The following is a 25,045-nucleotide window of genomic DNA, read 5'->3' as shown; positions in this document are numbered from 1 at the left end:
CCTCTTATAACTTAGAGGGCCTGATTATATTTTCGTTATTTCTTTTTACCCATCGCGGCGGCCAGCGCATCCATCATTGCGCTGTTACCGGCAGGCTGAGCATCGCGACCGCGTGGTTTTGCAGGCCGTGCCGCCGGGCGGTTGCCCTGATCGCGCGAGGTGTTACCACCGCCGCGACGTGCGTTGCTGTCGCCCGGCTGCTCATCAAGACGCATGGTCAGTGCAATACGCTTACGCGCCAGGTCGACTTCCAGCACTTTCACCTTCACGATATCGCCCGCTTTGACGACGGTATGCGGATCTTCGACAAACTTGTCAGAAAGCGAGGAGATATGCACCAGACCATCCTGGTGAACGCCGATGTCGACAAACGCACCAAAGTTGGTGACGTTAGTGACCGCGCCTTCCAGCACCATGCCCGGCAGCAGGTCGTTCATAGTTTCCACGCCGTCGGCAAATTTCGCGGTTTTGAACTCAGGACGTGGGTCGCGACCCGGTTTTTCCAGTTCTTTGATGATGTCGGTGACTGTCGGCAGACCAAAGCGGTCGTCGGTGAAATCCACCGCCTTGATGTTACGCAGCGCATCGCTGTTGCCCATCAGATCATTTAGCGCCTGCTGGGTGGCAGCAAGAATGCGCTCCACCACCGGATAGGCTTCCGGGTGAACGGTTGAGGCATCCAGCGGGTTATCGCCGTGGTTAATACGCAGGAAGCCTGCGCACTGCTCAAACGCTTTCGGCCCCAGACGGCTGACTTTCAGCAGTTGCTGACGGTTCTGGAACTGGCCGTTTTCATCACGCCAGGCGACGATGTTTTGCGCCATCATGCGGGTTAAGCCTGCCACGCGGGTCAGCAGTGGCACGGATGCGGTGTTGAGATCAACCCCCACGGCGTTCACGCAGTCTTCGACCACCGCATCCAGTTTACGCGCCAGTTGTGACTGGCTGACGTCGTGCTGGTACTGACCAACGCCGATAGATTTCGGATCGATTTTCACCAGCTCGGCAAGCGGATCCTGCAAACGACGGGCAATCGAGACCGCGCCACGCAGCGACACGTCGAGATCCGGGAACTCCAGCGCCGCCAGTTCTGACGCCGAATAGACCGATGCGCCCGCTTCGCTGACGATTACCTTTTGCCCTTTCACTTTCGGGAACTGTTGCTGAACGTCGAGGTAAAAACGTTCTGTTTCGCGGGACGCGGTACCGTTGCCGATCGCCACCAGTTCAACGTTGTGTTTTTCACACAATGTCGCAATCACCACTGCCGCTTTCGCTGCCTGACCGGTGTGCGGATAAATGGTGTCGGTGGCAACCAACTTGCCGGTGCCATCCACTACGGCGACTTTTACGCCGGTACGCAGGCCGGGGTCAAGGCCCATGGTGGCGCGCAGCCCGGCTGGCGCAGTCATCAGCAGATCATGCAGGTTGCGGGCGAAAACGTTGATCGCTTCATCTTCCGCATGCTCGCGGACCGTCCCCATCAGCTCGGTTTCCAGATGCATCAGCACTTTGATGCGCCACGTCCAGCTCACCACGCCTTTGCGCCAGCTGTCTGCCGGGGCGTTGTTCAGGCGCAGATCCAGATGGTTGATGATGATCTGTTCGCAATAGCTCTCTTTCGGCGGCTCGTCGAATTGCGGATCTGCGTTGAGAGAGAGTTGCAGGATGCCTTCATTGCGCCCGCGGAACATCGCCAGCGCACGGTGAGATGGCACGGTTGAAATGGGTTCGTGATGATCAAAGTAGTCGCGGAATTTCGCGCCTTCTTCTTCTTTCCCACTGACCACGGTTGATACCAGATGGGCGTTTTTCCATAGATAGTCGCGCACTTTCGCCAGCAACGCCGCGTCTTCGGCAAATCGTTCCATCAGGATATAGCGCGCGCCATCCAGTGCCGCTTTGGTGTCTGCAATGCCGTTGTCGGCGTTCAGGTATTTCGCCGCCTCGGTTTCAGGATCATGCGACGGCTCGTTCCACAGCAGATCAGCCAGCGGCTCAAGACCCGCTTCAATGGCGATTTGCCCGCGCGTGCGGCGCTTCGGTTTGTACGGCAGGTAGAGATCTTCAAGTTCGGTCTTGCTGAGCGTGCCATTGATGGCGCCCGCCAGTTCCGGCGTCAGTTTCCCCTGCTCATCAATCGATTTAAGAATAGCCTGGCGGCGTTCTTCCAGTTCACGCAGGTAACCAAGACGGGTCTCCAGCTGGCGCAGTTGCGTGTCATCCAGACCGCCGGTGACTTCCTTACGATAACGTGCAATAAACGGCACGGTATTCCCTTCATCAAGCAGGCGAACGGCAGCTTCTACCTGCTCGTCTCTGGCCTGAAGTTCACCCGCAATAATGCGGCAGAGCGAATCATTCATCATGGCTTTGTCATCTGTAGCAATAAAAAATCAGGGGATAGTTATACGGACTGACACGGTAAAATGCCAGTCGAGGAGGGCGCTCTCGGACTATTTTACGTACTCGATCTCGTTCACGTACCAGCTGGCTTCTCCGGCGGGTGTATTGACCACCGCCAGATCACCCACCTCTTTTTTCAGCAACGCGCGCGCCATCGGCGAATCGATGGAGATGTAGTCCTTTTGTCCAAATATTTCATCGTAACCGACGATGCGAAAACGCTTCCGGTCGCCATCGTCATTCTCGATTTCCACCCAGGCGCCAAAGAACACTTTGCCTTCCTGTTGTGGGGAATAGTCAACGATTTTCAGGTTTTCCAGGCATTTGGTCAGATACCGCACCCGGCGGTCAATTTCACGCAGACGCTTTTTGTTGTACTGATAATCCGCATTTTCACTGCGATCGCCGAGGCTTGCAGCCCACGTCACCTTTTTGGTGACTTCGGGGCGCTCTTCACGCCAGAGGTAATCCAGCTCTTTCTTTAGTTTTTCGTACCCTTCGCGGGTAATCAGGGGCGTTTTCATACTCTTGCCTTACAGACGTTCATGCTTATGTGGCGCATTTAACGTATCACAAAGCATAACTGACAGTATTAATAATGATTTATGTGATGGAATATGCAGTTAAGCTACTGTTAAATATGCTTTGTAACAATTTCGACTAGAATTTATACCAGAATTAACTGGTCGTGGACGCGCACTTTTTTAGAATACAGTCTTTAAGACTAGCGAACCTTTGGGAGTAAGAACGATGCAAGAGAATTATAAGATTCTTGTAGTGGATGATGACATGCGCCTGCGCGCGCTGCTTGAGCGTTATCTTACCGAGCAAGGCTTCCAGGTTCGTAGCGTCGCTAACGCCGAACAGATGGACCGTTTGCTGACGCGTGAGTCCTTTCACCTGATGGTACTGGATTTAATGCTGCCTGGAGAAGATGGCCTCTCTATCTGCCGTCGTCTTCGCAGCCAGAGCAACCCGATGCCGATTATCATGGTGACGGCGAAAGGGGAAGAAGTGGATCGCATTGTCGGGCTGGAAATCGGCGCTGACGATTACATTCCAAAACCGTTTAACCCGCGTGAATTGCTGGCGCGTATCCGCGCGGTGCTGCGTCGTCAGGCCAACGAGTTGCCTGGCGCGCCGTCGCAGGAAGAGGCAGTGATCGCATTTGGTAAATTTAAGCTCAACCTCGGTACCCGCGAAATGTTCCGGGAAGACGAGCCGATGCCGCTGACCAGTGGTGAATTTGCGGTACTGAAAGCGCTGGTGAGCCACCCGCGCGAACCGCTCTCCCGCGATAAGCTGATGAACCTGGCACGCGGCCGTGAATACTCGGCAATGGAACGTTCCATTGATGTGCAAATCTCGCGTCTGCGCCGCATGGTGGAAGAAGATCCGGCACATCCACGCTATATTCAGACCGTCTGGGGTCTGGGCTACGTCTTCGTGCCGGACGGTTCTAAAGCATGAGGCGAATGCGCTTCTCGCCGCGAAGTTCATTTGCCCGCACGCTGTTACTGATCGTCACGCTGCTGTTTGTCAGCCTCGTGACGACCTACCTTGTGGTGCTGAACTTTGCCATTCTGCCGAGCCTTCAGCAGTTTAATAAGGTCCTGGCGTACGAAGTCCGTATGCTAATGACCGATAAACTGCAACTGGAGGACGGCACGCAGCTGGTGGTGCCGCCTGCTTTTCGGCGGGAGATCTATCGCGAGCTGGGCATCTCCCTTTATTCCGATGAAGCGGCAGAAGACGCAGGCCTGCGCTGGGCGCAACACTATGAGTTTTTAAGCCAGCAGATGGCGCAGCAACTGGGCGGCCCGACGGAAGTACGCGTTGAGGTTAACAAGAGCTCGCCGGTGGTGTGGCTGAAAACCTGGCTTTCGCCAAATATCTGGGTGCGCGTACCGCTCACCGAAATCCATCAGGGGGATTTCTCGCCGCTGTTCCGCTACACGCTGGCGATCATGTTACTGGCGATAGGCGGCGCCTGGCTGTTTATCCGAATACAGAACCGACCCCTGGTTGATCTCGAACATGCGGCATTGCAGGTGGGGCGCGGAATTATTCCACCGCCGCTGCGCGAGTATGGTGCTTCGGAAGTGCGTTCTGTTACCCGGGCCTTTAACCACATGGCGGCTGGTGTGAAACAGCTTGCGGACGACCGTACGCTGCTAATGGCCGGGGTCAGCCACGACTTACGTACGCCGCTGACGCGCATCCGTCTGGCGACAGAAATGATGGGCGAGCAGGATGGTTACCTCGCGGAATCCATCAACAAAGATATCGAAGAGTGCAACGCGATCATTGAGCAGTTCATCGACTATCTGCGTACCGGCCAGGAGATGCCGATGGAGCTTGCGGATCTCAACGCCGTGCTCGGTGAAGTGGTCGCCGCCGAAAGTGGTTATGAGCGCGAAATTGAAACCGAAATGCAGGCCGGGGAGATCCCGGTGCGCATGCATCCCCTCTCTGTCAAACGAGCGGTCGCCAATATGGTGGTGAATGCGGCACGCTATGGCAACGGCTGGATCAAAGTCAGCAGCGGGAGCGAGCTGAATCGCGCGTGGTTCCAGGTGGAAGATGACGGCCCGGGCATTAAGCCAGAACAACGCAAGCATTTGTTCCAGCCGTTTGTCCGCGGTGACAGCGCACGAAGCACCAGCGGCACCGGTCTCGGCCTGGCCATCGTCCAGCGCATCATTGACAACCACAACGGAATGCTGGAAATCGGCTCCAGCGCGCGGGGAGGCTTGTTGATTCGCGCCTGGTTACCCATTCCGGTGACCAGAGCGGCGGGCTCATCAAAAGAGAGCTAAAAAAAACCGGGTGGCGATAACGCAAACCCGGCTTTTTCTTTCAGCGTCGGGCAGCGTCACCACCACCCGACGTATGACTTACAGCTTCGGTCCGGCACTGACCAGTGCTTCGCCTGCTGGGGTATCGGTATATTTCTCGAAGTTCTCGATAAACAGCGCCGCCAGTGTGTTTGCTTTTTCCTGCCACTGCTCCGGTGAACCGTAGGTGTTGCGCGGATCGAGGATATGAGTATCCACGCCCGGCAGCTCGGTTGGGATCTGCAGGTCAAACATTGGCAGCGTGAAGGTTTCTGCGTTGTCGAGAGAACCGTCCAGAATCGCATCGATAATCGCGCGCGTATCTTTAATGGAGATACGTTTGCCAGTCCCGTTCCAGCCGGTGTTCACCAGATATGCTTTCGCACCAGATGCCTTCATGCGTTTCACCAGCACTTCTGCGTATTGCGTCGGGTGCAGCGACAGGAACGCGGCGCCGAAGCAGGCAGAGAAGGTTGGTGTCGGCTCAGTCACACCACGCTCAGTACCCGCCAGTTTGGCGGTAAAGCCTGAGAGGAAATGGTACTGGGTCTGGTCGTCAGTCAGACGAGAGACCGGCGGCAGTACGCCGAACGCATCAGCCGTCAGGAAGATCACTTTGGTAGCGTGACCCGCTTTTGACACTGGCTTGACGATGTTTTCAATGTGGTAAATCGGGTACGAGACACGGGTGTTTTCGGTTTTGGATGCATCGTCAAAATCGATAGTGCCATCCGCGAGAACGGTGACGTTTTCCAGCAGCGCATCGCGACGAATAGCGTGGAAAATGTCAGGCTCAGCCTCTTCGGAAAGACGAATGGTTTTGGCGTAGCAACCGCCCTCAAAGTTGAAGACCCCGTCGTCATCCCAGCCGTGTTCGTCATCGCCAATCAGACGGCGTTTCGGATCGGTGGAAAGCGTGGTTTTGCCGGTGCCGGACAGGCCGAAGAAGACAGCAACGTCACCTTTTTCGCCCACGTTGGCAGAGCAGTGCATGGAGGCAATGCCCTTCAGCGGCAGCAGGTAGTTCATAATAGAGAACATGCCTTTCTTCATTTCGCCGCCATACCAGGTTCCCCCGATGAGCTGAATGCGCTCAGTCAGGTTGAAGGCAACGAAGTTTTCAGAATTGAGGCCCTGCTCTTTCCACTGCGGGTTGGTGCATTTTGCACCGTTCATGACGATAAAGTCAGGCTTGAACGTCGCCAGATCGTCATCAGTGGGGCGGATGAACATGTTCTTCACGAAGTGAGCCTGCCAGGCTACTTCAGTGATAAAGCGAACAGAAAGACGGGTGTCTTCATTCGCACCACAATAAGCATCAACCACGAACAAACGCTTACCGGAAAGCTGATGAGTGACCAGACCTTTCAGGTGCTTCCACGTTTCCGGGGAGAGCGGTTTGTTGTCGTTTTTTCCTTTGCCTTTATCGGACCACCAGACGGTATCGCGGGTGGTTTCATCACGAACAATATACTTATCTTTCGGCGAACGGCCGGTAAAAATACCCGTGTCGACGGCGATAGCACCAAGATTCGTTAACACTCCACGCTCGTAACCTTCCAGGTTGGGATTGAGCTCTTCCTGATACAACGTATCGTAGTCGGGGTTGTAAACGATATCATGAACGTCGTTGATTCCATAAGCCTTGAGATCCTGCGGGGTTAAACCTTTAACGCGCATTTCACTGCTCCTTAGCCAATATTACTGCCAATGATTGTAGGGTTGTAGAGGGTTTTTGACCGCGACCAGGCTCATAGATTTGCGCATCCGGCCCCCAGACTTTATCTGGTTTTTTTGACGAAAAACCCTGTAACTCCTTTCACAAGGGTTACGCATTATGGCAGGAATCGCTATTTAATTGGGGGAAATGTTCTTAATTGGTTAAAAATTGGTGTAATTATCTAAATTAATGTGAAGGTAATCGCATTCATGAAAGAAATTAACGAAAGACTTTCAATGAGAATCGATTCACGTCGCGGCAATAGCATGGGATTCTGGCAAAAAAAACGAGAATCTCCTTCTCTACATCGGTAAGAGAAGGAGAGTATGCCAGGGTTTCGGCGATCAATGTATTTGTGGATCTGCCGGCGCGGAGTTATTCCGAATTTCTGCGATGTCCATGGCGTTAAAAACATAGTGGTTACCGCAGTAATCACAATGCATGTCGATCTCGCCTTCGTCCGCCAGGATGCTGTTAATTTCTTCCTCCGGCAGCGTCTTCAGCGCGTCAGCACAACGTTCGCGTGAGCAGGTGCATTTGAATTCCACGCCCTGCGGATCGTAGACCGTCACTTCTTCTTCGTGATACAGGCGCCACAGCACGTCGTTCGCAGGCAGCGAGAAAAGTTCTTCGGCTTTGATGGTGTCGGTCAGCGCCACCAGATGTTCGAAATCTGCCGCCTGCGCATTCTGCGCTGGCATCACCTGAAGCAGCATGCCGCCTGCTGCCGGTTTGCCGTCATGTTCCCCGGTACGAATGATCAGGCGCGTTGGCAACTGCTCAGAGCGCAGGAAGTAATCTTCCAGGCATTCCGCCAGCGTCTCGCCTTCCAGACCGACGACACCCTGATAGCGTTCGCCTTCGTCCGGGGAGATGGTGATCACCAGATAACCATTACCTACCAGCGTTTTCAGTGACGCATCTTCCGGGATATCGCCCTGGACGCGAGCCACACCGCGCAGCTGCTGATTATTGTCGCCGTTGATCACCGCCAGCGTCATCGGGCCATCACCCTGCAACTGAACGGTAATATCACCGGCAAATTTCAGCGTAGCGGTCAGCAGACTGGTGGCAACCAGCAGCTCAGACAGCACGTTTTTCACCGGCTGCGGGTAATTGTGGTTGGCGAGGATCTGATCCAGTGTTTCAGAGACTGTCACCAGTTCACCGCGTACGGCATAATTTTCAAACAGATAGCGGTGTAGTTGATCGTGTTGCGTCATAATTTTCTCTCTTACGGGTGACAATTATTCATTCTCACCATGCTTAAATCTCATCAGGTCGCGCCGCTCTTTTTTGTCCGGTCGCCTGTCGGGATGCGGCATCGTCAGCGCGTTCAACTTCCGCGCCTGCGCCATTTTCTCGCGCTTTTCGATGCTTTCAGGTGTCTCTTCATACAACGTGACCGCTTCGCTTGCGGGGCGTCGTTGCTCAGTAATGCCCTTAATCACCACAGTGCGTTCGTCATTGCCCTGGCGTAGCGTCAGCACGGCATTGAGTTCCACCACTTTGCTCGGCTTGCTTCGCTGGCCGTTGTAGTGCACTTTGCCGCCATCCACCATTTCCCTGGCCAGCGCGCGCGTTTTGTAAAAGCGGGCGGCCCAGAGCCACTTGTCGAGCCTGACAGCCTCAGTGGGTTTCTCTTTCATGGTCACTCCTTTTCAGTGAGTGAGGGGATCAGCCGACGGTAATCATTCAGCCCCGGGTGGCGCAGATACTGTTTTTCCGCCAGCCCGGAATCGGGGTTCGTCACGCCCAGACAATAACGAATGCCAAACCGGGCAGCCGCATCCAGAATGGGTTCACTGTCATCGATAAACAGCGTTTTATGCGCAGAAAGTCCAGTCTCTTCCGCTACCGCCTGCCACAACCGCTGATCCTCTTTCGGATAACCAAATGTGTGGGTGGAAAGTAATAAATCAAGGTGCGATGCAAGCCCCGTATGCTCCAGTTTCACCGCCAGATTGTGCGGATGCGCGTTGGTCAGCAAAATACGGCGTTTGCCGCTGGCTTTCAGCGCATCAAGAAACGGCTCGGTGTCGTCGCGCAGCACCGCTTGCGGCCCCTGGGCGGTAGTCATCGCACAAATGTCCAGACCGAGCCGCTCGCTCCAGTAATCCAGACAGTACCAGTTTAGCGTATGCTGAACGGCGTGATATTCCTTGCGGATCACCGCCTGGGCTTCATCCGCGCTGATGCCATGCAGGGCGCCATAAGTTTCAGGCACCAGTTTTTGCCAGAAATGATTGTCAAACGCGAGGTCGAGCAGTGTGCCGTCCATATCTAACAGGACGGTATCAACCTCCTGCCAGGCGATGTCAAAATGCATGGTGAAACTCCAGCGAGAAGCAGTGCGCGACAGGGTATCATAACCTGCCGCGCTCTGGTGCTAGTCGTGTGCTTCCTGAGAAGGGAGGAGAACCGGATTGTGGCAGCTCTCGTAATATTTATGGATCTCTTCCAGGCGCGTGCGGTGACGCTGATACCGGCGGATGGCCTGAATACCGCTGTAGACAGCACAAGCGAGCATCGCCAGCATCAGAAGTGTAGTACCGATGTAACGCCACAGCGCAGCGCTGTCTGGGATGCGGTGTAAGTTCACGTGGCGGGTGCCGTTGGCGTCGGTATAAAGATTGGTGACAATCCCTTCTGCTTTGAATGGCGTATGCATCAGCATTTGCGCCAGCCGCTGGAATTCGCCCCACTGCTCGTGGGCGGGATAATCATAAAGTGTGACAGACGGATAGGGTTGAGAGACCAGATCGCTGCCTTCATCGCTACTGATGAGGAATCCGCCAGGGGCCGGGCTGTTCAATGCCTGCGCCGCGCGTGCGGTTTCACGCATCACAAACGGCGCGGTGGAGGAAATGACCAGACTATCCAGCGATTCGGCGCTGACCGGGCGGAGCAGAACATTCACCCCGTCCAGCTTGCCGGAGCTGGCGCGACGGGTCAGCGCTTCCCAGTCTTTGGTATTACCGAGGTTCACCAGTGCTGTTTTAAGGCGCACGCACTCATCGCCACCGGAACAGAGATCCTGCGTTTTCAGAACGATATCCGCGAAGTCATCCAGCAGTACCATTCCTGACTTTTGAATGGCGGAGCGCAGTGCCGGACTGACGCGCGAGCTGTCATCCGGCGACGGATGCAACTGACGGTTCACTGCCTGCACCAGAGCTGTGGCTTTGGTGACGGTTTCAGATTCCGGCAGCGGCAGCGGCGGCGCGTCGTTCCAGATGATCTGCGAGCAATCAAACGGCATGAACGGCGAGTTTTCCTGCGCGGTCCAGCTGCCTGGCGAATGGATATTACACATCCCGGTGCCGCGAATGCGCAGTGTATCGCCAACGCGCAGACCGGAATCCTCCAGTTGGTTCACGGTGGTGGCTTCAATCGTCTGCGCGCCTTTCAGCCATGACAGCGTGAACTTAAACGGCATATTGAGAGGAACGCTGACCCACAGCATCACCACCACTAACAGCGCGCCGCCCGCAATGACCGCGCTGCGCAGCCAGTGCTGTAAGGGGAAATTGCGCACTTCATCATGCAGTGATAAAAAGCGCCCCTGACGCACCACATTTCGGTCGAGGTAAATATCAATGTCGGTTTGCTGCCCGAGGTCGTTCACAATCCACGGCTGCCAGTGACGGGGATAGATCAGATCAATAATGCCCAGCGAAATGTTATTGAGCTGCTCCTGATTGTTTTCGCCAAACAGTCCCCAGCGTTTCGGCGTACCGCGCAGACAGTGGATTTCGCGCAGCGTGGTTTTCGCCGGAGGAGCAAACAGTCCCCATAGCCCTGCCAGCAAGAGCAGAATAGCGCCGCCGAGTAGCCATGGAACGAACACGTCTGGTGCCAGCAGGCAAAAATAGGCGAGCAGAAACGCGCCGACAATTAACACCGCTTCGCGCAACCCGTCCGGGCGGCTGAGAGCGTGTTCTTCGCGGGTTTCCTGGCGAATATTCAGCAGCTCAATTTGTTCGCTCTCTTCACCACGAATCGAAGCCTGCGTAGACGAGGTTTTCTCCAGTGCATATTTGTGGGCTTCATGACGGTAGTCGGCCAGCGTATGACCATTGAGAGAAATAACCAGCGGCAGCGAGTCGGTATAAATCAGTTCAACATTGTTTTCATCATTGATGTACTGCTCCCAGAACGGGGGCAGATGAACTTCAACGGCGTCGAGAAAGTAGCGCCATTTGTTGGGATCGTCGGTGGTGATACCGTAGCGGGTAATGGACTGCGTGACGGAATAGACCGTGCCGCTCTGTGCGTTAAGGGTCATCGCTACCGGCGCGACGCTGGCACCCGATGCCGGAACCTGCTGAACGCGGCTCAATCCATCGAGGTAATTTTCAACCGCGGTGCGTTCTTCTTCGGTCAGCTTACGCGAGGCCGCGCCGGTAAACGCGTGCAGCCAGGGTAAGCGGCGACGTTGTGGCCGATGCAGGAAAAACCATCCCGCCACCAGACCGCAGGCCAGTAATACAACGAAGAAGATTAAAAAGGTGCCCATGCGTTTCCTATCTTACTTATTCTTACAGGTTTCGTTGGTTGCATAGTTACAGTTAACGTGAGCCCGTAGGTAGCTATCGGCACGTATCGCGTAGATCTTGAAAGGTTAATTGCACTTAATCGCAATTCGCGAGCTTACCAGAGCAATCCCTTGGGGAATATCAGCAAATTCTCAATTCGATTTCAACCTCTTGACTTTTGTGTGTAATTAGGGATTGATAAAATAGGTTGCGAAAATGTAAATAAACGGCAATTTGGATTGCCGAAACCGTGCAGCCTGTCGCACAATGATGCCTGTCATCACTGCAAAGACCCATCACAATGAGCAAATCATTACAGAAGCCCACTATCCTCAATGTCGAAACCGTTGCACGCTCGCGTCTTTTTAACGTCGAAAGTGTGGATCTGGAGTTCAGCAATGGTGTGCGTCGCGTTTATGAACGTATGCGTCCGTCGAGCCGGGAAGCGGTAATGATCGTGCCGATTGTTGATGACCACCTGATCCTGATCCGTGAGTATGCAGTCGGAACTGAATCCTACGAACTGGGGTTTTCAAAAGGGTTGATCGATCCAGGCGAAACCGTTTTCGAAGCGGCGAATCGTGAACTGAAAGAAGAGGTGGGCTTTGGTGCGCAGGATCTGACGTTTCTGAAGAAGCTGAGTATGGCGCCGTCTTATTTCTCCAGCAAAATGAATATCGTGGTGGCAGAAAACCTCTACCCGGAATCGTTGCCAGGCGATGAACCCGAGCCACTGCCGCAGGTCCGCTGGCCGCTGGCGAATGTGATGGAGTTGCTGGAGGAGCCTGATTTCAACGAAGCCCGCAACGTCAGCGCGCTGTTCCTCGTCCGGGAATGGCTGAAAGCGCAGGGGCGGTTGTAAACAGGGTAAGAAAAAAGGCGCCAGCGGCGCCTTTTTTAATCAGAACAGTTCGTGGGTTTCACCGTTATCGATAATGGTGGTCCCCACTTCACGCACCGCCTGATGAGTCGGCTGCGTTCCCTCGATAAAGTATTCCGCACGGCTGTTGCCGCCGCTGGCCAGCTGGCCGGTATAGCGATCAATGTTGATTGTCACCACACCCGGCGGCGGGGTCAGCGGTTGTTCCGGCACACCTTCCAGCACGACTTTCATGAAATCATCCCAGGCTGGTTGAGCACTCTTGGCACCGCCTTCATAACCGGAGATCTGATCTTTGATTGCTCCGGAAGCAGTGGTGCGCCCCAGATCGCGACGGTGATCGTCAAAGCCAATCCATACCGACGTGACGACATCCGGGCCGTAACCGGAGAACCAGGCATCTTTAGAGCTGTTGGTGGTACCCGTCTTGCCGCCGATATCGTGGCGTTGCAGATCGCGGCCAGCGCGCCAGCCGGTGCCCTGCCAGCCGGGCTCGCCAAAGATGTTGGTATTCAGCGCGCTTTTAATCAGGAATGCGAGCGGTGTGCTGATGACGTGTGGGGCATATTCCTGCCCGCCGCTCTGCGCCACCAGCGCCTGGTTTGCCTGCTCAAGCTGCGGCATTGGCACTGTTGAGTTTTGCGGCTCCTGCGAGGTGGCGACGTCTTCAACGTCTTTGTTTTCCAGCACGTCAGATTTCGCGGTATCGCCGTAAATCACTGGCAGATTGCACTCGGCACAGGCGATTTTCGGTTTCGCCTCGAAAATCACACCGCCCTGATCGTTCTCGATTTTGGCAATAAAATAGGGATCCACCAGGAACCCGCCATTCGCCATCACCGAATAGCCGCGTGCGACCTGCAGCGGCGTAAACGACGCGGAACCCAGCGCCAGCGATTCGGTATGCACGATGTTCTGCGCCGGGAAGCCGAAGCGTTGCAAATATTCGGCAGCATAATCAACGCCCATTGCGCGCATCGCGCGGACCATCACCACGTTTTTCGACTGTCCCAGCCCCTGGCGCAGACGAATGGGACCGGCATATTCCGCGGGCGAGTTTTTCGGTCGCCAGTCAGAACCAGCCCCGGCATCCCAGCGGGAAATCGGCACATCGTTGAGAATACTCGCCAGCGTCAGCCCTTTATCCATCGCCGCGGTATAGAGGAACGGCTTGATGTTTGAGCCTACCTGACGCAGCGCCTGGGTGGCGCGGTTAAACTTACTCTGGTTGAAGTCGAAACCACCCACCAGCGCGATAATCGCGCCGTTTTGCGGATTAATGGAGACCAGCGCAGAGTTGACGTCTGGCACCTGTGCCAGCCACCAGCTGTCATCGACACGGCGCACCCAAATCTGCTGGCCTGTCTGCACGGCGTCTGTCACTTTACGCGGCGTGGTGCCCTGCAGAGTATCCGAACGATAGGGACGTGCCCAGCGGATACCTTCCATACGTAATGAAATCGAGGTGCCGTCGGCCATCATCGCCGTGGCTTCCTGGGGATTCGCCGCCGTTACCACCGCAGGAACGAGCGGCCCGTAGATTGGCAGACTCTTCAGCGAGTCAGTAATGCGCTTGCTGTCCCATGCAGCTTCGCCCACTTTCCACAACACGTTTGACGGGCCGCGATAGCCGTGGCGCATGTCGTAGTCCATCACGTTCTTGCGCAGCGCATCCTGAGCGGCGAGCTGCGTCTTGCGGGTGATGGTGGTGTAAATGCGATAGCCATCTTCATAAGCCAGTTCGCCATAACGTCCGACCATCTCCTGACGCACCATTTCTGTCAGGTAGGGTGCAGAAAAGGCAATTTCCGGCGTGTGATAGCTGGCGTCGATAGGCTCGCGGATGGCCTGATCGTATTGGGTCTGCGTGATGTAGCCTTCGCTTAGCATGCGTGACAGCACGACGTTGCGGCGAGCGGTGGCACGCTCCATGGAATAGAGCGGGTTAAAGGTCGACGGCGCTTTTGGCAAACCGGCAATCATCGCCATTTCGCTGAGGTTCAGCTGTGCAACAGATTTGCCAAAATAGACCTGCGCCGCCGCGCCAACACCATACGCGCGATAACCCAGATAGATCTTATTCAGGTAGAGTTCGAGGATCTCATCTTTATTCAGCAACTGCTCAATGCGGACGGCCAGGAACACTTCCTTAATTTTACGCATCAGCGTTTTTTCAGGGCTTAAGAAGAAGTTACGCGCCAGCTGCTGGGTGATGGTACTTGCCCCTTGTGAGGCGTGCCCCGAGAACAACGCGACGCTGGCGGCACGGAAAATCCCCACCGGATCGACGCCGTGATGCTCATAGAAGCGGCTGTCTTCGGTGGCGATAAACGCTCTTACCAGTTGTGGTGGCATTTCACTCAGCGTGACCGGAATACGTCGCTTCTCGCCATATTGGGCAATCAGCTCACCGTCCGCGCTGTAGACCTGCATTGGAATTTGCAGACGCACGTCTTTGAGCGTCGCAACATCAGGGAGTTGCGGCTCTATATATTTGTAGAGGCCGTAGATCGAGCCTGCTCCCAGCAGAATGCAACAGACTGCAAGGATCAATAAATACTTTACGAACTTCACCGGAGAATTCCCATTAAGTTTCACTTGGGCAGTTTATAAGCAAACGCGCGGTAGTATAAAGGCAAGCCTGATGCATTGATAGCCGTTAAGGTGACGGCGGATAAGGAGATCGCAAATATGGCCTTCAGGTGCTGGCAGGTGGGTTTGCATATTCAGCATGAGCGAATCGTGATTGTGGCGGTGCAGCGCGAGCGTGTGGGCTGGTCGTTGCGCCGCTGGTGGTCGATTCCGTTACCTGCCAGTGCGGCAGAACGGGGCATTGTTATCCAGTCCGACTGCATGGTTAAAGTACTGCGTTCCTGGCGGCGCGAACTGCCGCTTCAGCATCAGGTGGCGCTGGCGTTTCCTGCCAGCAGAACGCTGCAAAAAACTATCCCGCGGCCGGCAATGACGCTTCGTGAACGGGACTCCACCCAGTGGGTGGCGAGCCATATGGCGAAGCGGATGGAAATGGATGCGGCGGCGCTCTGCTTTGATTATGCCCCCGATGACTCACCGCGCGAATATCGGGTGACGGTAGCGCAGCAGCGTGAAGTCGTCGCGCTGCAACAGATGGCGCAGAAACTCAATCTGCAGGCGGTCGCTATTACGCCGGATGCCAGCGCGCTGCACCATTTCCTTCCTTATCTGGCTCAACCTGAACAGGGCGTGGTCTGGCGTGACGCCGACGCCTGGCTGTGGGCGACGAATAACCGCTGGGGGGCAACGGAGTTTTCACAGGCGGTAACAATCAGCGAGCTGCGTTCGCACGTACAACAGCCACTGACACTGTGCACCGCGCAGCCTGCTACGGAACCGCATTTTGATCCATGGAGCATCATCATCAAACGCCAGCCGCCGTTGCCGCCCGACAGCGACGCCTTCGCCGTTGCCATCGCGCTGGCGCTGGGAGTCTACGCATGGTGATGCATCAGGTGAATTTTCTCCCCTGGCGTGAGCGTCGGCAACAGCGCTGTCTACGGTTCTGGACGTGGGTATTTTCCGGCACTTTCTTCGTCATCACCCTTGCCTGGCTGCTGACCCGAATGACGCTGGAGAATACTCATCACATTGCCGAACTTTATTCAACGTCCAACCGTGAGCTACAGCAGGCGCTGGCGCAGCGCGAAACACCGCTACGGCAAACGCTACAACAGGCAGAGGCCCGCCTGCAGTGGCAGGCACGGCGTGCCATGACGCAGGCGTGGCAACCACGACTGCAAGTGATCGCGACACGTTTTCCTGAGCAAGCCTGGCTGACAGAACTGTTGTGGCAAAACAATGCATTGACGCTGAACGGGTATGCCTCCGCTTTTCCGGCACTTGCCGCGCTTAACGAGGCGTTGCGGGAGCTGCCGGATCTGAAACCCGCGAAGGCCGGAAAAACCGAGCGGGATGCACAGGGGCGCTGGCAATTTACCCTGCGACTGGAGAGCGTTAATGCGGCAACTCCCTGAACGCTGGTGCGATGCAACACCATTCACTCGCTGCGGTTTCTGGCTGGGTGTGGTTCTTTTATTGACCATCATCGGCGGTTATTGCCTGCCGAGGTCAGGGGGCACGCTGAATACCGCTACCCCGCACCGCCAGTGGCAAACGTTGCGGGCGCTACAAATGCAGGTGGGGCAACATCAGAAAACCCCGTCTGCAGCGGTTTCTTTTTCACCGCTGGATTTTCAGCGTGATGGCACGCGACTGTTGCGCTGGCAGCCGACGGAAACGGGCGGAGAAATGGTACTGGATACGCAATGGGTAGATGTCCCATCGCTATTCCCGCGTCTCGCTGAACGCAATATGCAGGTCGTCGCGTTCAGTCTTCACCCCGTTAACGGCAGGCTGCAATTAACGCTGCAACTGGAGGTGATACATGGCGAGTAAAGCTTCCTCCTGGCTGCTGATCGCGCTGCTGCCTGCGCTAATGGGGATGCGCGACCCGTTCGCGCCGCCAGTTGACCTCTGTCATACGTCCCAACTGGCGCAGTGGCATTACCGGGGCAGCATCAGTCATGCGCATCGCCGCATCGGTCTGATTAAAGACAGCGAAGGAAAATGGCTTCGGGTGGAGCCGGGTATGTCGTTCGTGACCGGCTGGCATCTGGTAGCGATCACCGAAGCAGATATGACCATTGATACTGGCGAAGGGTGCGACCCGGCGCGCTGGACCTGGATCAAGGAAGGAGAAAAAAATGAAAGCATGGATAAGCCTGTGGCTCTGCCTGCTGGCACCGTTAGCTCTGGCCGAAAAGAACGTCTCGCTGGTGGTGGATGAGGTTCCTGTCGCTCAGGTACTGCAAAGCCTTGCGGCACTGGAACAGCGTAATCTGGTGGTAGGGCCTGAGGTCAGCGGGGCGGTTTCACTGCACCTGATAAACATTCCCTGGAAGCAGGCACTGCAAACGGTCGTGAACAGCGCCGGTCTGGTGTTGTCGCAGGAGGGGCGCGTTCTCTCTGTACACTCGCAGTCGTGGCTGAAAGAGAAGCAGGCACAGCGGGAGGCGGAAACCGCCAGGCAACAACTCGCCACGCCACTGGTAGGGCAGAGTATCCCGCTTGAATATGCTGATGCCACAGAACTGGCGAAAGCGGGGGAGAAACTGCTCTCGCCACGTGGGAATCTGACGGTAGACAAACGTATGAACCGGTTGGTTGTCCGCGACGACAAAAGTCATGCCCGTGCACTAATGGACTGGGCGAAAGAGATGGATCTGCCCGTGGGGCAGGTCGAACTGGCGGCGCATATCGTCACTATCAATGAAAAGAGTCTGCAGGAGCTGGGTGTGAAGTGGAGTCTGGCAGAAGCCGAAGGTGCCGTGGGCAATGGAAAGTTAACGACTCTGGGTAGTGATCTGTCCGTTGCTGACGCGCCCACGCGTGTGGGATTCAATATCGGCCATATTAACGGGCGATTGCTTGAGCTGGAACTCTCTGCGCTGGAGCAAAAGCAGAAAGTGGATATCATCGCCAGCCCGCGTTTACTGGCCTCACACCTGCAGCCCGCCAGTATTAAACAAGGCAGTGAAATTCCCTATCAGGTGTCCAGCGGCGAGAGCGGTGCCACGTCGGTGGAATTCAAAGAGGCGGTGCTGGGCATGGAAGTCACGCCAGCAGTGTTGCAGAACAACCGTGTGCGACTAAAGTTACGCATTAGCGAAAATATGCCGGGTCAGGTTCTTCAGCAGGCGGATGGCGAAGTACTGGCGATTGATAAGCAGGAAATTGAAACGCAAGTGGAAGTCAAAAGTGGCGAAACGCTGGCATTGGGTGGAATATTTTCGCAAAAGAACAAATCCGCCCGCGACAGTATTCCGCTACTCGGCGACATTCCCTGGCTTGGGCAGCTCTTTCGTCACGACGGAAAAGATAATGAACGACGCGAGCTGGTGGTATTCATCACCCCGCGTATTGTTTCTGTTCACTAAGCAGCAAGCCAGACGGCTTTTTTACGCTGAACACGTTTCAGGTGTTTGACGTACGGATGGATTTAGCATACAAGGGGTACCGATTTTGAGCGTCAGTGGCGAGCCCATCCCTGAAGTGGGCCAGCCCGTAGCCCGGCGATCTTTAACTGTTGCCAAACCCGCCGGAGTATTGAGATAATTTTTAGTCTGACTCTCGCACTATCGCATATGAGGTTTCAGTTCATGTCCCACAGCGCAGGATGTAAGCGACGTGGGTTTACCATTAACGAATAGTCTTAGTAGTACCGAAAAAATGGCAGAGAAACGCAATATCTTTCTGGTTGGGCCTATGGGTGCCGGCAAAAGCACTATTGGGCGCCAGTTAGCTCAACAACTCAACATGGAATTTTACGATTCTGATCAAGAGATTGAGAAACGCACTGGTGCAGATGTAGGCTGGGTCTTCGATGTAGAAGGCGAAGAAGGTTTCCGCGATCGTGAAGAAAAGATCATCAACGAACTCACGGAAAAACAGGGTATTGTGCTGGCCACTGGCGGCGGCTCTGTAAAATCCCGCGAAACCCGTAATCGTCTCTCCGCGCGTGGCGTGGTCGTCTACCTGGAAACCACTATCGAAAAGCAACTGGCGCGTACACAACGCGACAAAAAACGTCCTTTACTGCAGGTGGAAACGCCGCCGCGTGAGGTGCTTGAAGCGCTGGCCGACGAACGTAATCCTCTGTACGAAGAGATTGCTGACGTGACGATCCGTACTGACGATCAGAGCGCGAAAGTCGTTGCTAACCAAATCGTTCAAATGCTGGAAAGTAACTGATTCTGGCACAAGAAAACGCCAGCGAAAAATAAGCAAATAAGGTGGATGCGCGTTATGGAGAGGCTCACTGTCACGCTCGGAGAACGTAGTTACCCGATCACCATCGCGGCTGGTTTGTTCGATGAACCAGCATCGTTCTTGCCACTGAAATCCGGCGACCAGGTCATGCTGGTCACCAATGAAACGCTGGCGCCGCTTTATTTGAATACGCTCCGCACGGTGCTTGAAAAGGCAGGCGTGAAGGTCGACAGCGTTATCCTTCCTGATGGCGAGCAGTACAAAAGCCTGACCGTACTGGATCAGGTCTTTACTGCTCTCCTGCAAAAACCCCATGGTCGTGACACCACACTGGTGGCGCTTGGTGGTGGTGTGGTGGGTGATCTTACCGGTTTCGCCGCAGCCAGCTATCAACGCGGCGTGCGCTTTATTCAGGTGCCGACCACATTGCTGTCGCAGGTTGATTCCTCCGTTGGCGGCAAAACAGCCGTTAACCATCCGCTCGGCAAAAATATGATTGGTGCTTTCTGGCAACCCGCCTCTGTGGTGGTGGATCTGAACTGCCTGAAAACGTTGCCAGCGCGCGAACTCTCCTCCGGGCTTGCTGAAGTCATTAAGTACGGCATCATTCTTGATGGCGACTTTTTTTACTGGCTGGAACAAAATATTGATGCGCTGATGGCGCTGGATGAAAAAGCAATGGCGTACTGTATCCGCCGTTGTTGTGAGCTGAAAGCCGAAGTTGTCGCAGCAGACGAGCGCGAAACCGGCTTACGTGCTTTACTGAATCTTGGGCATACGTTTGGTCACGCGATTGAAGCCGAAATGGGGTATGGCAACTGGCTGCATGGCGAAGCCGTGGCTGCCGGGATGGTGATGGCGGCGCATGCTTCAGAACGTCTTGGGCAGTTTAATGCTCAGGATACGCAGCGTATCATTGCGTTGCTCAGGCGGGCAGGGCTTCCGGTAACGGGGCCGCGGGAGATGTCTGCTCAGGCGTATTTGCCTCACATGATGCGCGATAAGAAAGTACTGGCGGGTGAGCTGCGTTTAGTGCTGCCGCTGGAAATAGGGAAAAGTGAAGTACGCGGCGGAGTGTCGCACGAAGTGGTTCTGGACGCGATTGCTGATACTCAGCAGGAGCTCAAATAAAAAAGTCAGTTTCAGGTGATGTGCAAGAGTCTCAGGCACACGCCTTTTAGTGGGGTGTTAAATGGATGAATTCAAACCAGAAGACGAGCTGAAGCCCGATCCCAGCGATCGTCGCGCTGGTCGTTCTCGTCAGTCTTCCGACCGCGACAACGAGCCACAGATCAATTTTGATGATGTGGACTTTGATACGGATGATCGTCGTCCGACGCATGCCCGTCGGGCACGTGAAGAGGAAGAAACGTATTATGAATCTGACGACGAGTATGAAGAGCAGGACGCTCCGGTTGAGCGCCGCCCACGTAAACGTAAAAAAGCCACTGCCAGTAAACCGGCCTCCCGCCAGTACATCATGATGGGTCTGGGGATTCTGGTTCTGCTGTTGCTTATTATCGGCATCGGCTCTGCGCTGCAGGCGCCATCCACCCCATCCTCAAATGAACAAACCGCGTCTACTGAGCGCAGTATCGATCTCTCCGGCAGCACGGCGACAGACCAGGCAAATGGCGCTCAGCCTGCGCCCGGCGACACCGCTGGTGGCCAGACGGCAAATAATGCGCCGCAGGACGTCTCCGTACCGCCGATTTCCTCTACGCCGACCCAGGGTCAGGTAAACACTGCGCCGGAAGGCCAACAGCGCGTGGAAGTCCAGGGCGATTTGAACAGTGCGCTGACGCAACAGCAGGGCCAGATTGACAACGCGGTGGTCGGTTCCACGTTACCGACTGAACCGGCAACCGTTGCGCCAGTGCGTAATGGTGCTACGGGTACGACAGGCACGACGCCGCGCCAGACAGCAACGACTGAAACAGCACCACGCCAGACGACGCCTGCCCGCCCGGAACGCAAACAAGCAGTGATTGAAGCGAAGCCGCAAACGAAACCGCAGGCGACCGCGAAAACCACCACCAGCGCGCCGAAACCGGTCGCGCAGCCAAAACCGACCAGTACCCCGGCCAGCACACCAGCGGCGACCGCGCAGGCAAAACCTGCCGCGACAGCCACCACTGCGCCGGCTGCGACCTCTGGCGGCAAAACAGCAGGCGATGTGGGTTCGCTGAAGTCAGCCCCGTCAAGTCATTACACGCTGCAGCTCAGCAGTTCGTCTAACTACAACAACCTGAATGGTTGGGCGAAGAAAGAAAACCTGAAAAATTACGTTGTCTACGAGACGACACGTAATGGTCAGCCGTGGTATGTGCTGGTCAGCGGGGTATACGCTTCGAAAGATGACGCGAAACGCGCGGTTGCCACGTTGCCTGCCGATGTACAGGCAAAAAATCCGTGGGCAAAACCGCTGCGCCAGGTCCAGGCCGATCTGAAGTAATGCAAGGGCAAAAGCCCGGAGCGCAGGATGCTGTCGGAGCTCTTCTCCACAGCCGGAGAATGTGTGTAAGTAGCCAGACAGCATGAAAAAAAATCGCGCTTTTTTGAAATGGGCAGGGGGGAAATACCCCCTGCTCGACGATATCAAAAAGCATTTGCCGAAAGGTGAGTGCCTGATCGAGCCTTTTGTTGGCGCCGGATCGGTGTTTCTCAACACTGATTTTTCTCGTTATATCCTCGCGGATATCAACAGCGATCTGATCAGCCTCTATAACATTGTTAAGACGCAAACGGAGACGTATGTCACGGCCGCGCGTGAAATGTTCACGCCTGTGACCAATACCTCCGAGGTGTACTATCAGTTTCGTGATGAGTTCAACCAGTGCCAGGATCCGCTGCGACGCGCGGTGCTGTTTTTGTATCTGAACCGGCATGGTTACAATGGCTTGTGCCGTTACAACCTGAAGGGTGAATTCAACGTGCCGTTTGGCCGTTATAAAAAACCCTACTTCCCGGAAGCTGAGTTGTATCATTTCGCGCAAAAGGCACAGAATGCGTACTTCTATTGCGAGTCCTACGCTGACAGCCTGGCGCGCGCCGACAACAAAACCGTCGTTTATTGTGATCCGCCGTATGCGCCGCTTTCTGCGACCGCCAACTTTACGGCGTATCATACGAACAGCTTTAGTCTGGAACAGCAGGCGCATCTGGCGCAGCTCGCCGAAGGACTGGTGAATAATCATATTCCGGTGCTGATTTCTAACCATGATACGGCGCTGACGCGCGAATGGTATCAGCTGGCCAAACTGCACGTCGTGAAGGTGCGACGCAGTATCAGCAGTAATGGCGGCACACGTAAAAAGGTGGACGAACTGCTGGCGCTGTACCGCCCAGGCAACGTATCGACCGCTAAAAAATAATGCATGCGCCGGTCCGCCCGGCGCCCAAGGAGATGCGGATGAAACAGTATTTGATTGCCCCCTCAATTCTGTCGGCTGATTTTGCCCGCCTGGGTGAAGACACGGCGAAAGCGCTGGCTGCCGGTGCGGATGTCGTCCATTTCGACGTTATGGATAACCACTATGTTCCGAATCTGACCATTGGCCCGATGGTGCTGAAATCGCTGCGTAAATATGGCATCACCGCGCCAGTAGATGTGCATCTGATGGTAAAACCGGTCGATCGCATCATTCCTGATTTCGCGGCGGCTGGCGCCAATATCATTACTTTTCATCCGGAAGCCTCCGAGCATGTTGATCGCTCCCTGCAACTGATTAAAGAGAATGGTTGTAAAGCGGGACTGGTATTTAACCCGGCTACGCCGCTGACCTATCTCGACCATGTTATGGACAAGCTTGACGTCATACTGCTGATGTCCGTCAACCCGGGCTTCGGCGGTCAGTCGTTCATTCCGCATACGCTGGAAAAGCTGCGTGAAGTGCGTCGTCGCATCGATCAATCAGGTTATGATATTCGTCTCGAAGTGGACGGCGGTGTTAAGGTAAGCAATATCGCGGAAATCGCGGCGGCAGGCGCTGATATGTTTGTTGCCGGTTCCGCTATTTTCGATCAGCCAGACTACAAAAAAGTGGTCGACGACATGCGTAGTGAACTGGCAAAGGTACGTCATGATTGATATGCAGTTGATAAAAGGCGTTGCGTTTGATCTCGACGGGACGCTGGTTGACAGCGCGCCGGGGCTTACCGCCGCCGTTGACAGCGCGCTGTATGCGCTTGAGCTGCCGGTCGCAGGCGAAGAACGTGTCATCACCTGGATCGGCAATGGTGCGGACGTTCTCATGCAGCGCGCGCTGACCTGGGCGCGTCAGGAGCGCGCGACGCTGCGTGCCGCGATGGGTAAACCGTCGGTGGATGACAGCGATATTCCGGCCGAAGAGCAAATTCGTATTTTGCGTAAGCTGTTTGATCGCTACTATGCCGAGCATGCCGAAGCGGGCAGTTTCTTGTTCCCTGCGGTGGCTGAAACGCTCGGCGCGTTGCATGCCCACGGTCTGCCGCTGGCGCTGGTGACCAATAAGCCGACGCCGTTTGTCGCGCCGATCCTCGACGCGCTGGGTATTGCGCATCTCTTTGACGTCATCATTGGTGGCGACGATGTGCAGAACAAGAAACCACATCCCGAACCGCTGTTGCTGGTCGCTGAACGTTTAGGTCTTGCGCCGCAAACGTTGCTTTTTGTCGGCGATTCCCGCAATGATATTCTTGCGGCAAAAGCCGCCGGTTGCCGTTGTGTCGGACTGACCTACGGCTACAACTATGGCGAATCGATCGCACTCAGCGAACCCGATGTGATTTTCGATCGTTTCGATGAACTACTGCCCGCATTCGGGCTTCCGTACAGTGAACTTCAGGAATTGAAAAATGACTAAGCCCGTTGTTTTTAGTGGCGCACAGCCCTCAGGTGAATTGACCATTGGCAACTACATGGGTGCGCTGCGTCAGTGGGTGAACATGCAGGACGACTATCACTGTATTTACTGCATCGTTGACCAGCACGCCATTACCGTGCGTCAGGATCCGCAGCAGTTGCGTAAAGCGACGCTGGATACCCTCGCGCTGTATCTGGCCTGTGGCATTGACCCGGAAAAAAGCACGATTTTCGTGCAGTCACATGTGCCGGAACATGCACAGCTGAGCTGGGCGCTGAACTGCTACACCTATTTCGGTGAGCTGAGCCGCATGACGCAGTTTAAGGATAAATCAGCCCGTTACGCTGAGAACATCAACGCCGGTCTGTTTGATTACCCGGTACTGATGGCGGCAGATATTCTGCTGTATCAGACCAATCAGGTGCCGGTGGGCGAAGATCAGAAACAGCATCTGGAATTGAGCCGTGACGTTGCCCAGCGCTTTAATGCCATCTACGGCGATATCTTCAAAGTGCCTGAGCCGTTTATTCCGAAATCCGGCGCGCGTGTAATGTCGCTGCTGGAACCGACTAAAAAGATGTCCAAGTCAGACGATAACCGCAACAACGTGATCGGTCTGCTGGAAGATCCGAAATCTGTCGTGAAGAAAATCAAACGCGCGGTGACCGACTCTGACGAGCCGCCGGTAGTGCGTTACGATGTGCCAAACAAAGCCGGGGTGTCGAACCTGCTGGATATCCTCTCTGCCGCCACCGGCAAGAGCATTCCTGAGCTGGAGCAGCATTTCGAAGGCAAAATGTATGGTCACCTCAAAACCGAAGTGGCCGATGCCGTTGCCGGTATGCTGAGCGAGCTGCAGGAGCGTTATCACCGCTACCGTAACGATGAAGCCTTCCTGCAACAAGTAATGAAAGCGGGAGCGGAAAAAGCGCGCGCGCGGGCGTCTGTGACGCTGAAAGCCGTCTACGACGCGATTGGTTTTGTTGCGCATCCGTAAGTCATCATATGACAATAAA

Annotated in this window: 23 protein-coding genes; 15 read left to right on the top strand and 8 right to left on the bottom strand. The window is 55.2% G+C overall.

Annotated elements, in window-relative coordinates; all coding sequences use genetic code 11:
• Positions 1 to 35 precede the first annotated feature (35 nt).
• Both GTGU_RS15330 and greB read right to left on the bottom strand, forming a co-directional pair.
• Positions 36 to 2,369, bottom strand: coding sequence for a Tex family protein (locus GTGU_RS15330; RefSeq protein ID WP_038158788.1), 2,334 nt, complete (start codon positions 2,367 to 2,369; stop codon positions 36 to 38).
• An 87-nt stretch (positions 2,370 to 2,456) separates the two neighbouring features.
• Positions 2,457 to 2,930: a transcription elongation factor GreB gene (greB, locus tag GTGU_RS15325; protein ID WP_038158785.1), complete on the bottom strand. Its 474-nt coding sequence runs from the start codon at positions 2,928 to 2,930 to the stop codon at positions 2,457 to 2,459.
• Positions 2,931 to 3,156: 226 nt separating this feature from the next.
• Between greB and ompR the strand changes: the two genes are divergently transcribed.
• A complete protein-coding gene (gene ompR / locus GTGU_RS15320) occupies positions 3,157 to 3,876 on the top strand; it encodes an osmolarity response regulator transcription factor OmpR (RefSeq protein ID WP_001157751.1) in 720 nt (239 codons plus the stop codon).
• Positions 3,873 to 5,225 carry a two-component system sensor histidine kinase EnvZ gene (gene envZ / locus GTGU_RS15315; protein ID WP_038158775.1) on the top strand — a complete coding sequence of 451 codons (1,353 nt, stop codon included), beginning with the start codon at positions 3,873 to 3,875 and terminating at the stop codon, positions 5,223 to 5,225. Before ompR ends, envZ begins: the two co-directional genes overlap by 4 nt.
• A gap of 78 nt (positions 5,226 to 5,303) precedes the next feature.
• Here the strand turns inward: envZ and pckA are convergent, their stop codons facing one another.
• From pckA to GTGU_RS15290, 5 genes are all read right to left on the bottom strand, one after another.
• Positions 5,304 to 6,923, bottom strand: a complete 1,620-nt coding sequence (gene pckA, locus GTGU_RS15310) for a phosphoenolpyruvate carboxykinase (ATP) (protein WP_038158772.1) — start codon at positions 6,921 to 6,923, stop codon at positions 5,304 to 5,306.
• A 384-nt stretch (positions 6,924 to 7,307) separates the two neighbouring features.
• Positions 7,308 to 8,186, bottom strand: a complete 879-nt coding sequence (gene hslO, locus GTGU_RS15305) for an Hsp33 family molecular chaperone HslO (protein WP_038158768.1) — start codon at positions 8,184 to 8,186, stop codon at positions 7,308 to 7,310.
• A 24-nt stretch (positions 8,187 to 8,210) separates the two neighbouring features.
• Positions 8,211 to 8,612 carry a ribosome-associated heat shock protein Hsp15 gene (gene hslR, locus GTGU_RS15300; protein WP_038158766.1) on the bottom strand — a complete coding sequence of 134 codons (402 nt, stop codon included), beginning with the start codon at positions 8,610 to 8,612 and terminating at the stop codon, positions 8,211 to 8,213.
• A 2-nt stretch (positions 8,613 to 8,614) separates the two neighbouring features.
• Positions 8,615 to 9,292 carry a GMP/IMP nucleotidase gene (yrfG, locus tag GTGU_RS15295; RefSeq protein ID WP_038158763.1) on the bottom strand — a complete coding sequence of 226 codons (678 nt, stop codon included), beginning with the start codon at positions 9,290 to 9,292 and terminating at the stop codon, positions 8,615 to 8,617.
• Between the two features lie 60 nt (positions 9,293 to 9,352).
• A complete protein-coding gene (locus tag GTGU_RS15290; RefSeq protein ID WP_038158758.1) occupies positions 9,353 to 11,482 on the bottom strand; it encodes an intracellular growth attenuator family protein in 2,130 nt (709 codons plus the stop codon).
• Between the two features lie 320 nt (positions 11,483 to 11,802).
• Here GTGU_RS15290 and nudE point away from each other — a divergent pair, with 320 nt between their 5' ends.
• The gene (gene nudE, locus GTGU_RS15285; RefSeq protein WP_038158754.1) at positions 11,803 to 12,363 is read left to right on the top strand and encodes an ADP compounds hydrolase NudE; all 561 of its coding nucleotides are present in this window, start codon (positions 11,803 to 11,805) and stop codon (positions 12,361 to 12,363) included.
• Positions 12,364 to 12,402: 39 nt separating this feature from the next.
• Here the strand turns inward: nudE and mrcA are convergent, their stop codons facing one another.
• A complete protein-coding gene (gene mrcA, locus GTGU_RS15280; protein WP_038158750.1) occupies positions 12,403 to 14,955 on the bottom strand; it encodes a peptidoglycan glycosyltransferase/peptidoglycan DD-transpeptidase MrcA in 2,553 nt (850 codons plus the stop codon).
• 117 nt (positions 14,956 to 15,072) lie between these two features.
• Here mrcA and GTGU_RS15275 point away from each other — a divergent pair, with 117 nt between their 5' ends.
• The 12 genes from GTGU_RS15275 (at position 15,073) to trpS (ending at position 25,026) form a co-directional block, all read left to right on the top strand.
• On the top strand, positions 15,073 to 15,861 hold the full coding sequence (locus tag GTGU_RS15275; RefSeq protein WP_038158747.1) for a type IV pilus biogenesis protein PilM: 789 nt from the start codon (positions 15,073 to 15,075) through the stop codon (positions 15,859 to 15,861).
• Positions 15,855 to 16,391, top strand: a complete 537-nt coding sequence (locus GTGU_RS15270) for a PilN domain-containing protein (protein ID WP_051857368.1) — start codon at positions 15,855 to 15,857, stop codon at positions 16,389 to 16,391. The genes GTGU_RS15275 and GTGU_RS15270 overlap by 7 nt, the downstream gene beginning before the upstream one ends.
• Positions 16,375 to 16,812 (top strand): HofO family protein, encoded by a 438-nt coding sequence (locus GTGU_RS15265; RefSeq protein WP_051857367.1) that lies wholly within the window; start codon positions 16,375 to 16,377, stop codon positions 16,810 to 16,812. The genes GTGU_RS15270 and GTGU_RS15265 overlap by 17 nt, the downstream gene beginning before the upstream one ends.
• Positions 16,802 to 17,203: a HofP DNA utilization family protein gene (locus tag GTGU_RS15260; RefSeq protein ID WP_038158744.1), complete on the top strand. Its 402-nt coding sequence runs from the start codon at positions 16,802 to 16,804 to the stop codon at positions 17,201 to 17,203. Before GTGU_RS15265 ends, GTGU_RS15260 begins: the two co-directional genes overlap by 11 nt.
• Positions 17,121 to 18,353, top strand: a complete 1,233-nt coding sequence (gene hofQ, locus GTGU_RS15255; RefSeq protein ID WP_051857366.1) for a DNA uptake porin HofQ — start codon at positions 17,121 to 17,123, stop codon at positions 18,351 to 18,353. The genes GTGU_RS15260 and hofQ overlap by 83 nt, the downstream gene beginning before the upstream one ends.
• Before the next feature lie 292 nt (positions 18,354 to 18,645).
• On the top strand, positions 18,646 to 19,167 hold the full coding sequence (aroK, locus tag GTGU_RS15250) for a shikimate kinase AroK (protein WP_038158739.1): 522 nt from the start codon (positions 18,646 to 18,648) through the stop codon (positions 19,165 to 19,167).
• Between the two features lie 54 nt (positions 19,168 to 19,221).
• The gene (aroB, locus tag GTGU_RS15245) at positions 19,222 to 20,316 is read left to right on the top strand and encodes a 3-dehydroquinate synthase (RefSeq protein WP_038158737.1); all 1,095 of its coding nucleotides are present in this window, start codon (positions 19,222 to 19,224) and stop codon (positions 20,314 to 20,316) included.
• A gap of 61 nt (positions 20,317 to 20,377) precedes the next feature.
• The gene (gene damX / locus GTGU_RS15240; protein WP_038158734.1) at positions 20,378 to 21,640 is read left to right on the top strand and encodes a cell division protein DamX; all 1,263 of its coding nucleotides are present in this window, start codon (positions 20,378 to 20,380) and stop codon (positions 21,638 to 21,640) included.
• An 82-nt stretch (positions 21,641 to 21,722) separates the two neighbouring features.
• Positions 21,723 to 22,559: an adenine-specific DNA-methyltransferase gene (dam, locus tag GTGU_RS15235; RefSeq protein ID WP_038158733.1), complete on the top strand. Its 837-nt coding sequence runs from the start codon at positions 21,723 to 21,725 to the stop codon at positions 22,557 to 22,559.
• 38 nt (positions 22,560 to 22,597) lie between these two features.
• A complete protein-coding gene (gene rpe / locus GTGU_RS15230) occupies positions 22,598 to 23,275 on the top strand; it encodes a ribulose-phosphate 3-epimerase (protein WP_038158731.1) in 678 nt (225 codons plus the stop codon).
• Positions 23,268 to 24,029 carry a phosphoglycolate phosphatase gene (gene gph / locus GTGU_RS15225; RefSeq protein ID WP_038158728.1) on the top strand — a complete coding sequence of 254 codons (762 nt, stop codon included), beginning with the start codon at positions 23,268 to 23,270 and terminating at the stop codon, positions 24,027 to 24,029. The genes rpe and gph overlap by 8 nt, the downstream gene beginning before the upstream one ends.
• A complete protein-coding gene (gene trpS, locus GTGU_RS15220; protein WP_038158727.1) occupies positions 24,022 to 25,026 on the top strand; it encodes a tryptophan--tRNA ligase in 1,005 nt (334 codons plus the stop codon). Before gph ends, trpS begins: the two co-directional genes overlap by 8 nt.
• The last annotated feature ends 19 nt before the right edge of the window (positions 25,027 to 25,045 follow it).

Origin of the sequence: Trabulsiella guamensis ATCC 49490 (assembly GCF_000734965.1) — a bacterium.
Classification (GTDB): domain Bacteria; phylum Pseudomonadota; class Gammaproteobacteria; order Enterobacterales; family Enterobacteriaceae; genus Trabulsiella; species Trabulsiella guamensis.
This window is presented reverse-complemented; position numbering and strand designations above follow the sequence as displayed.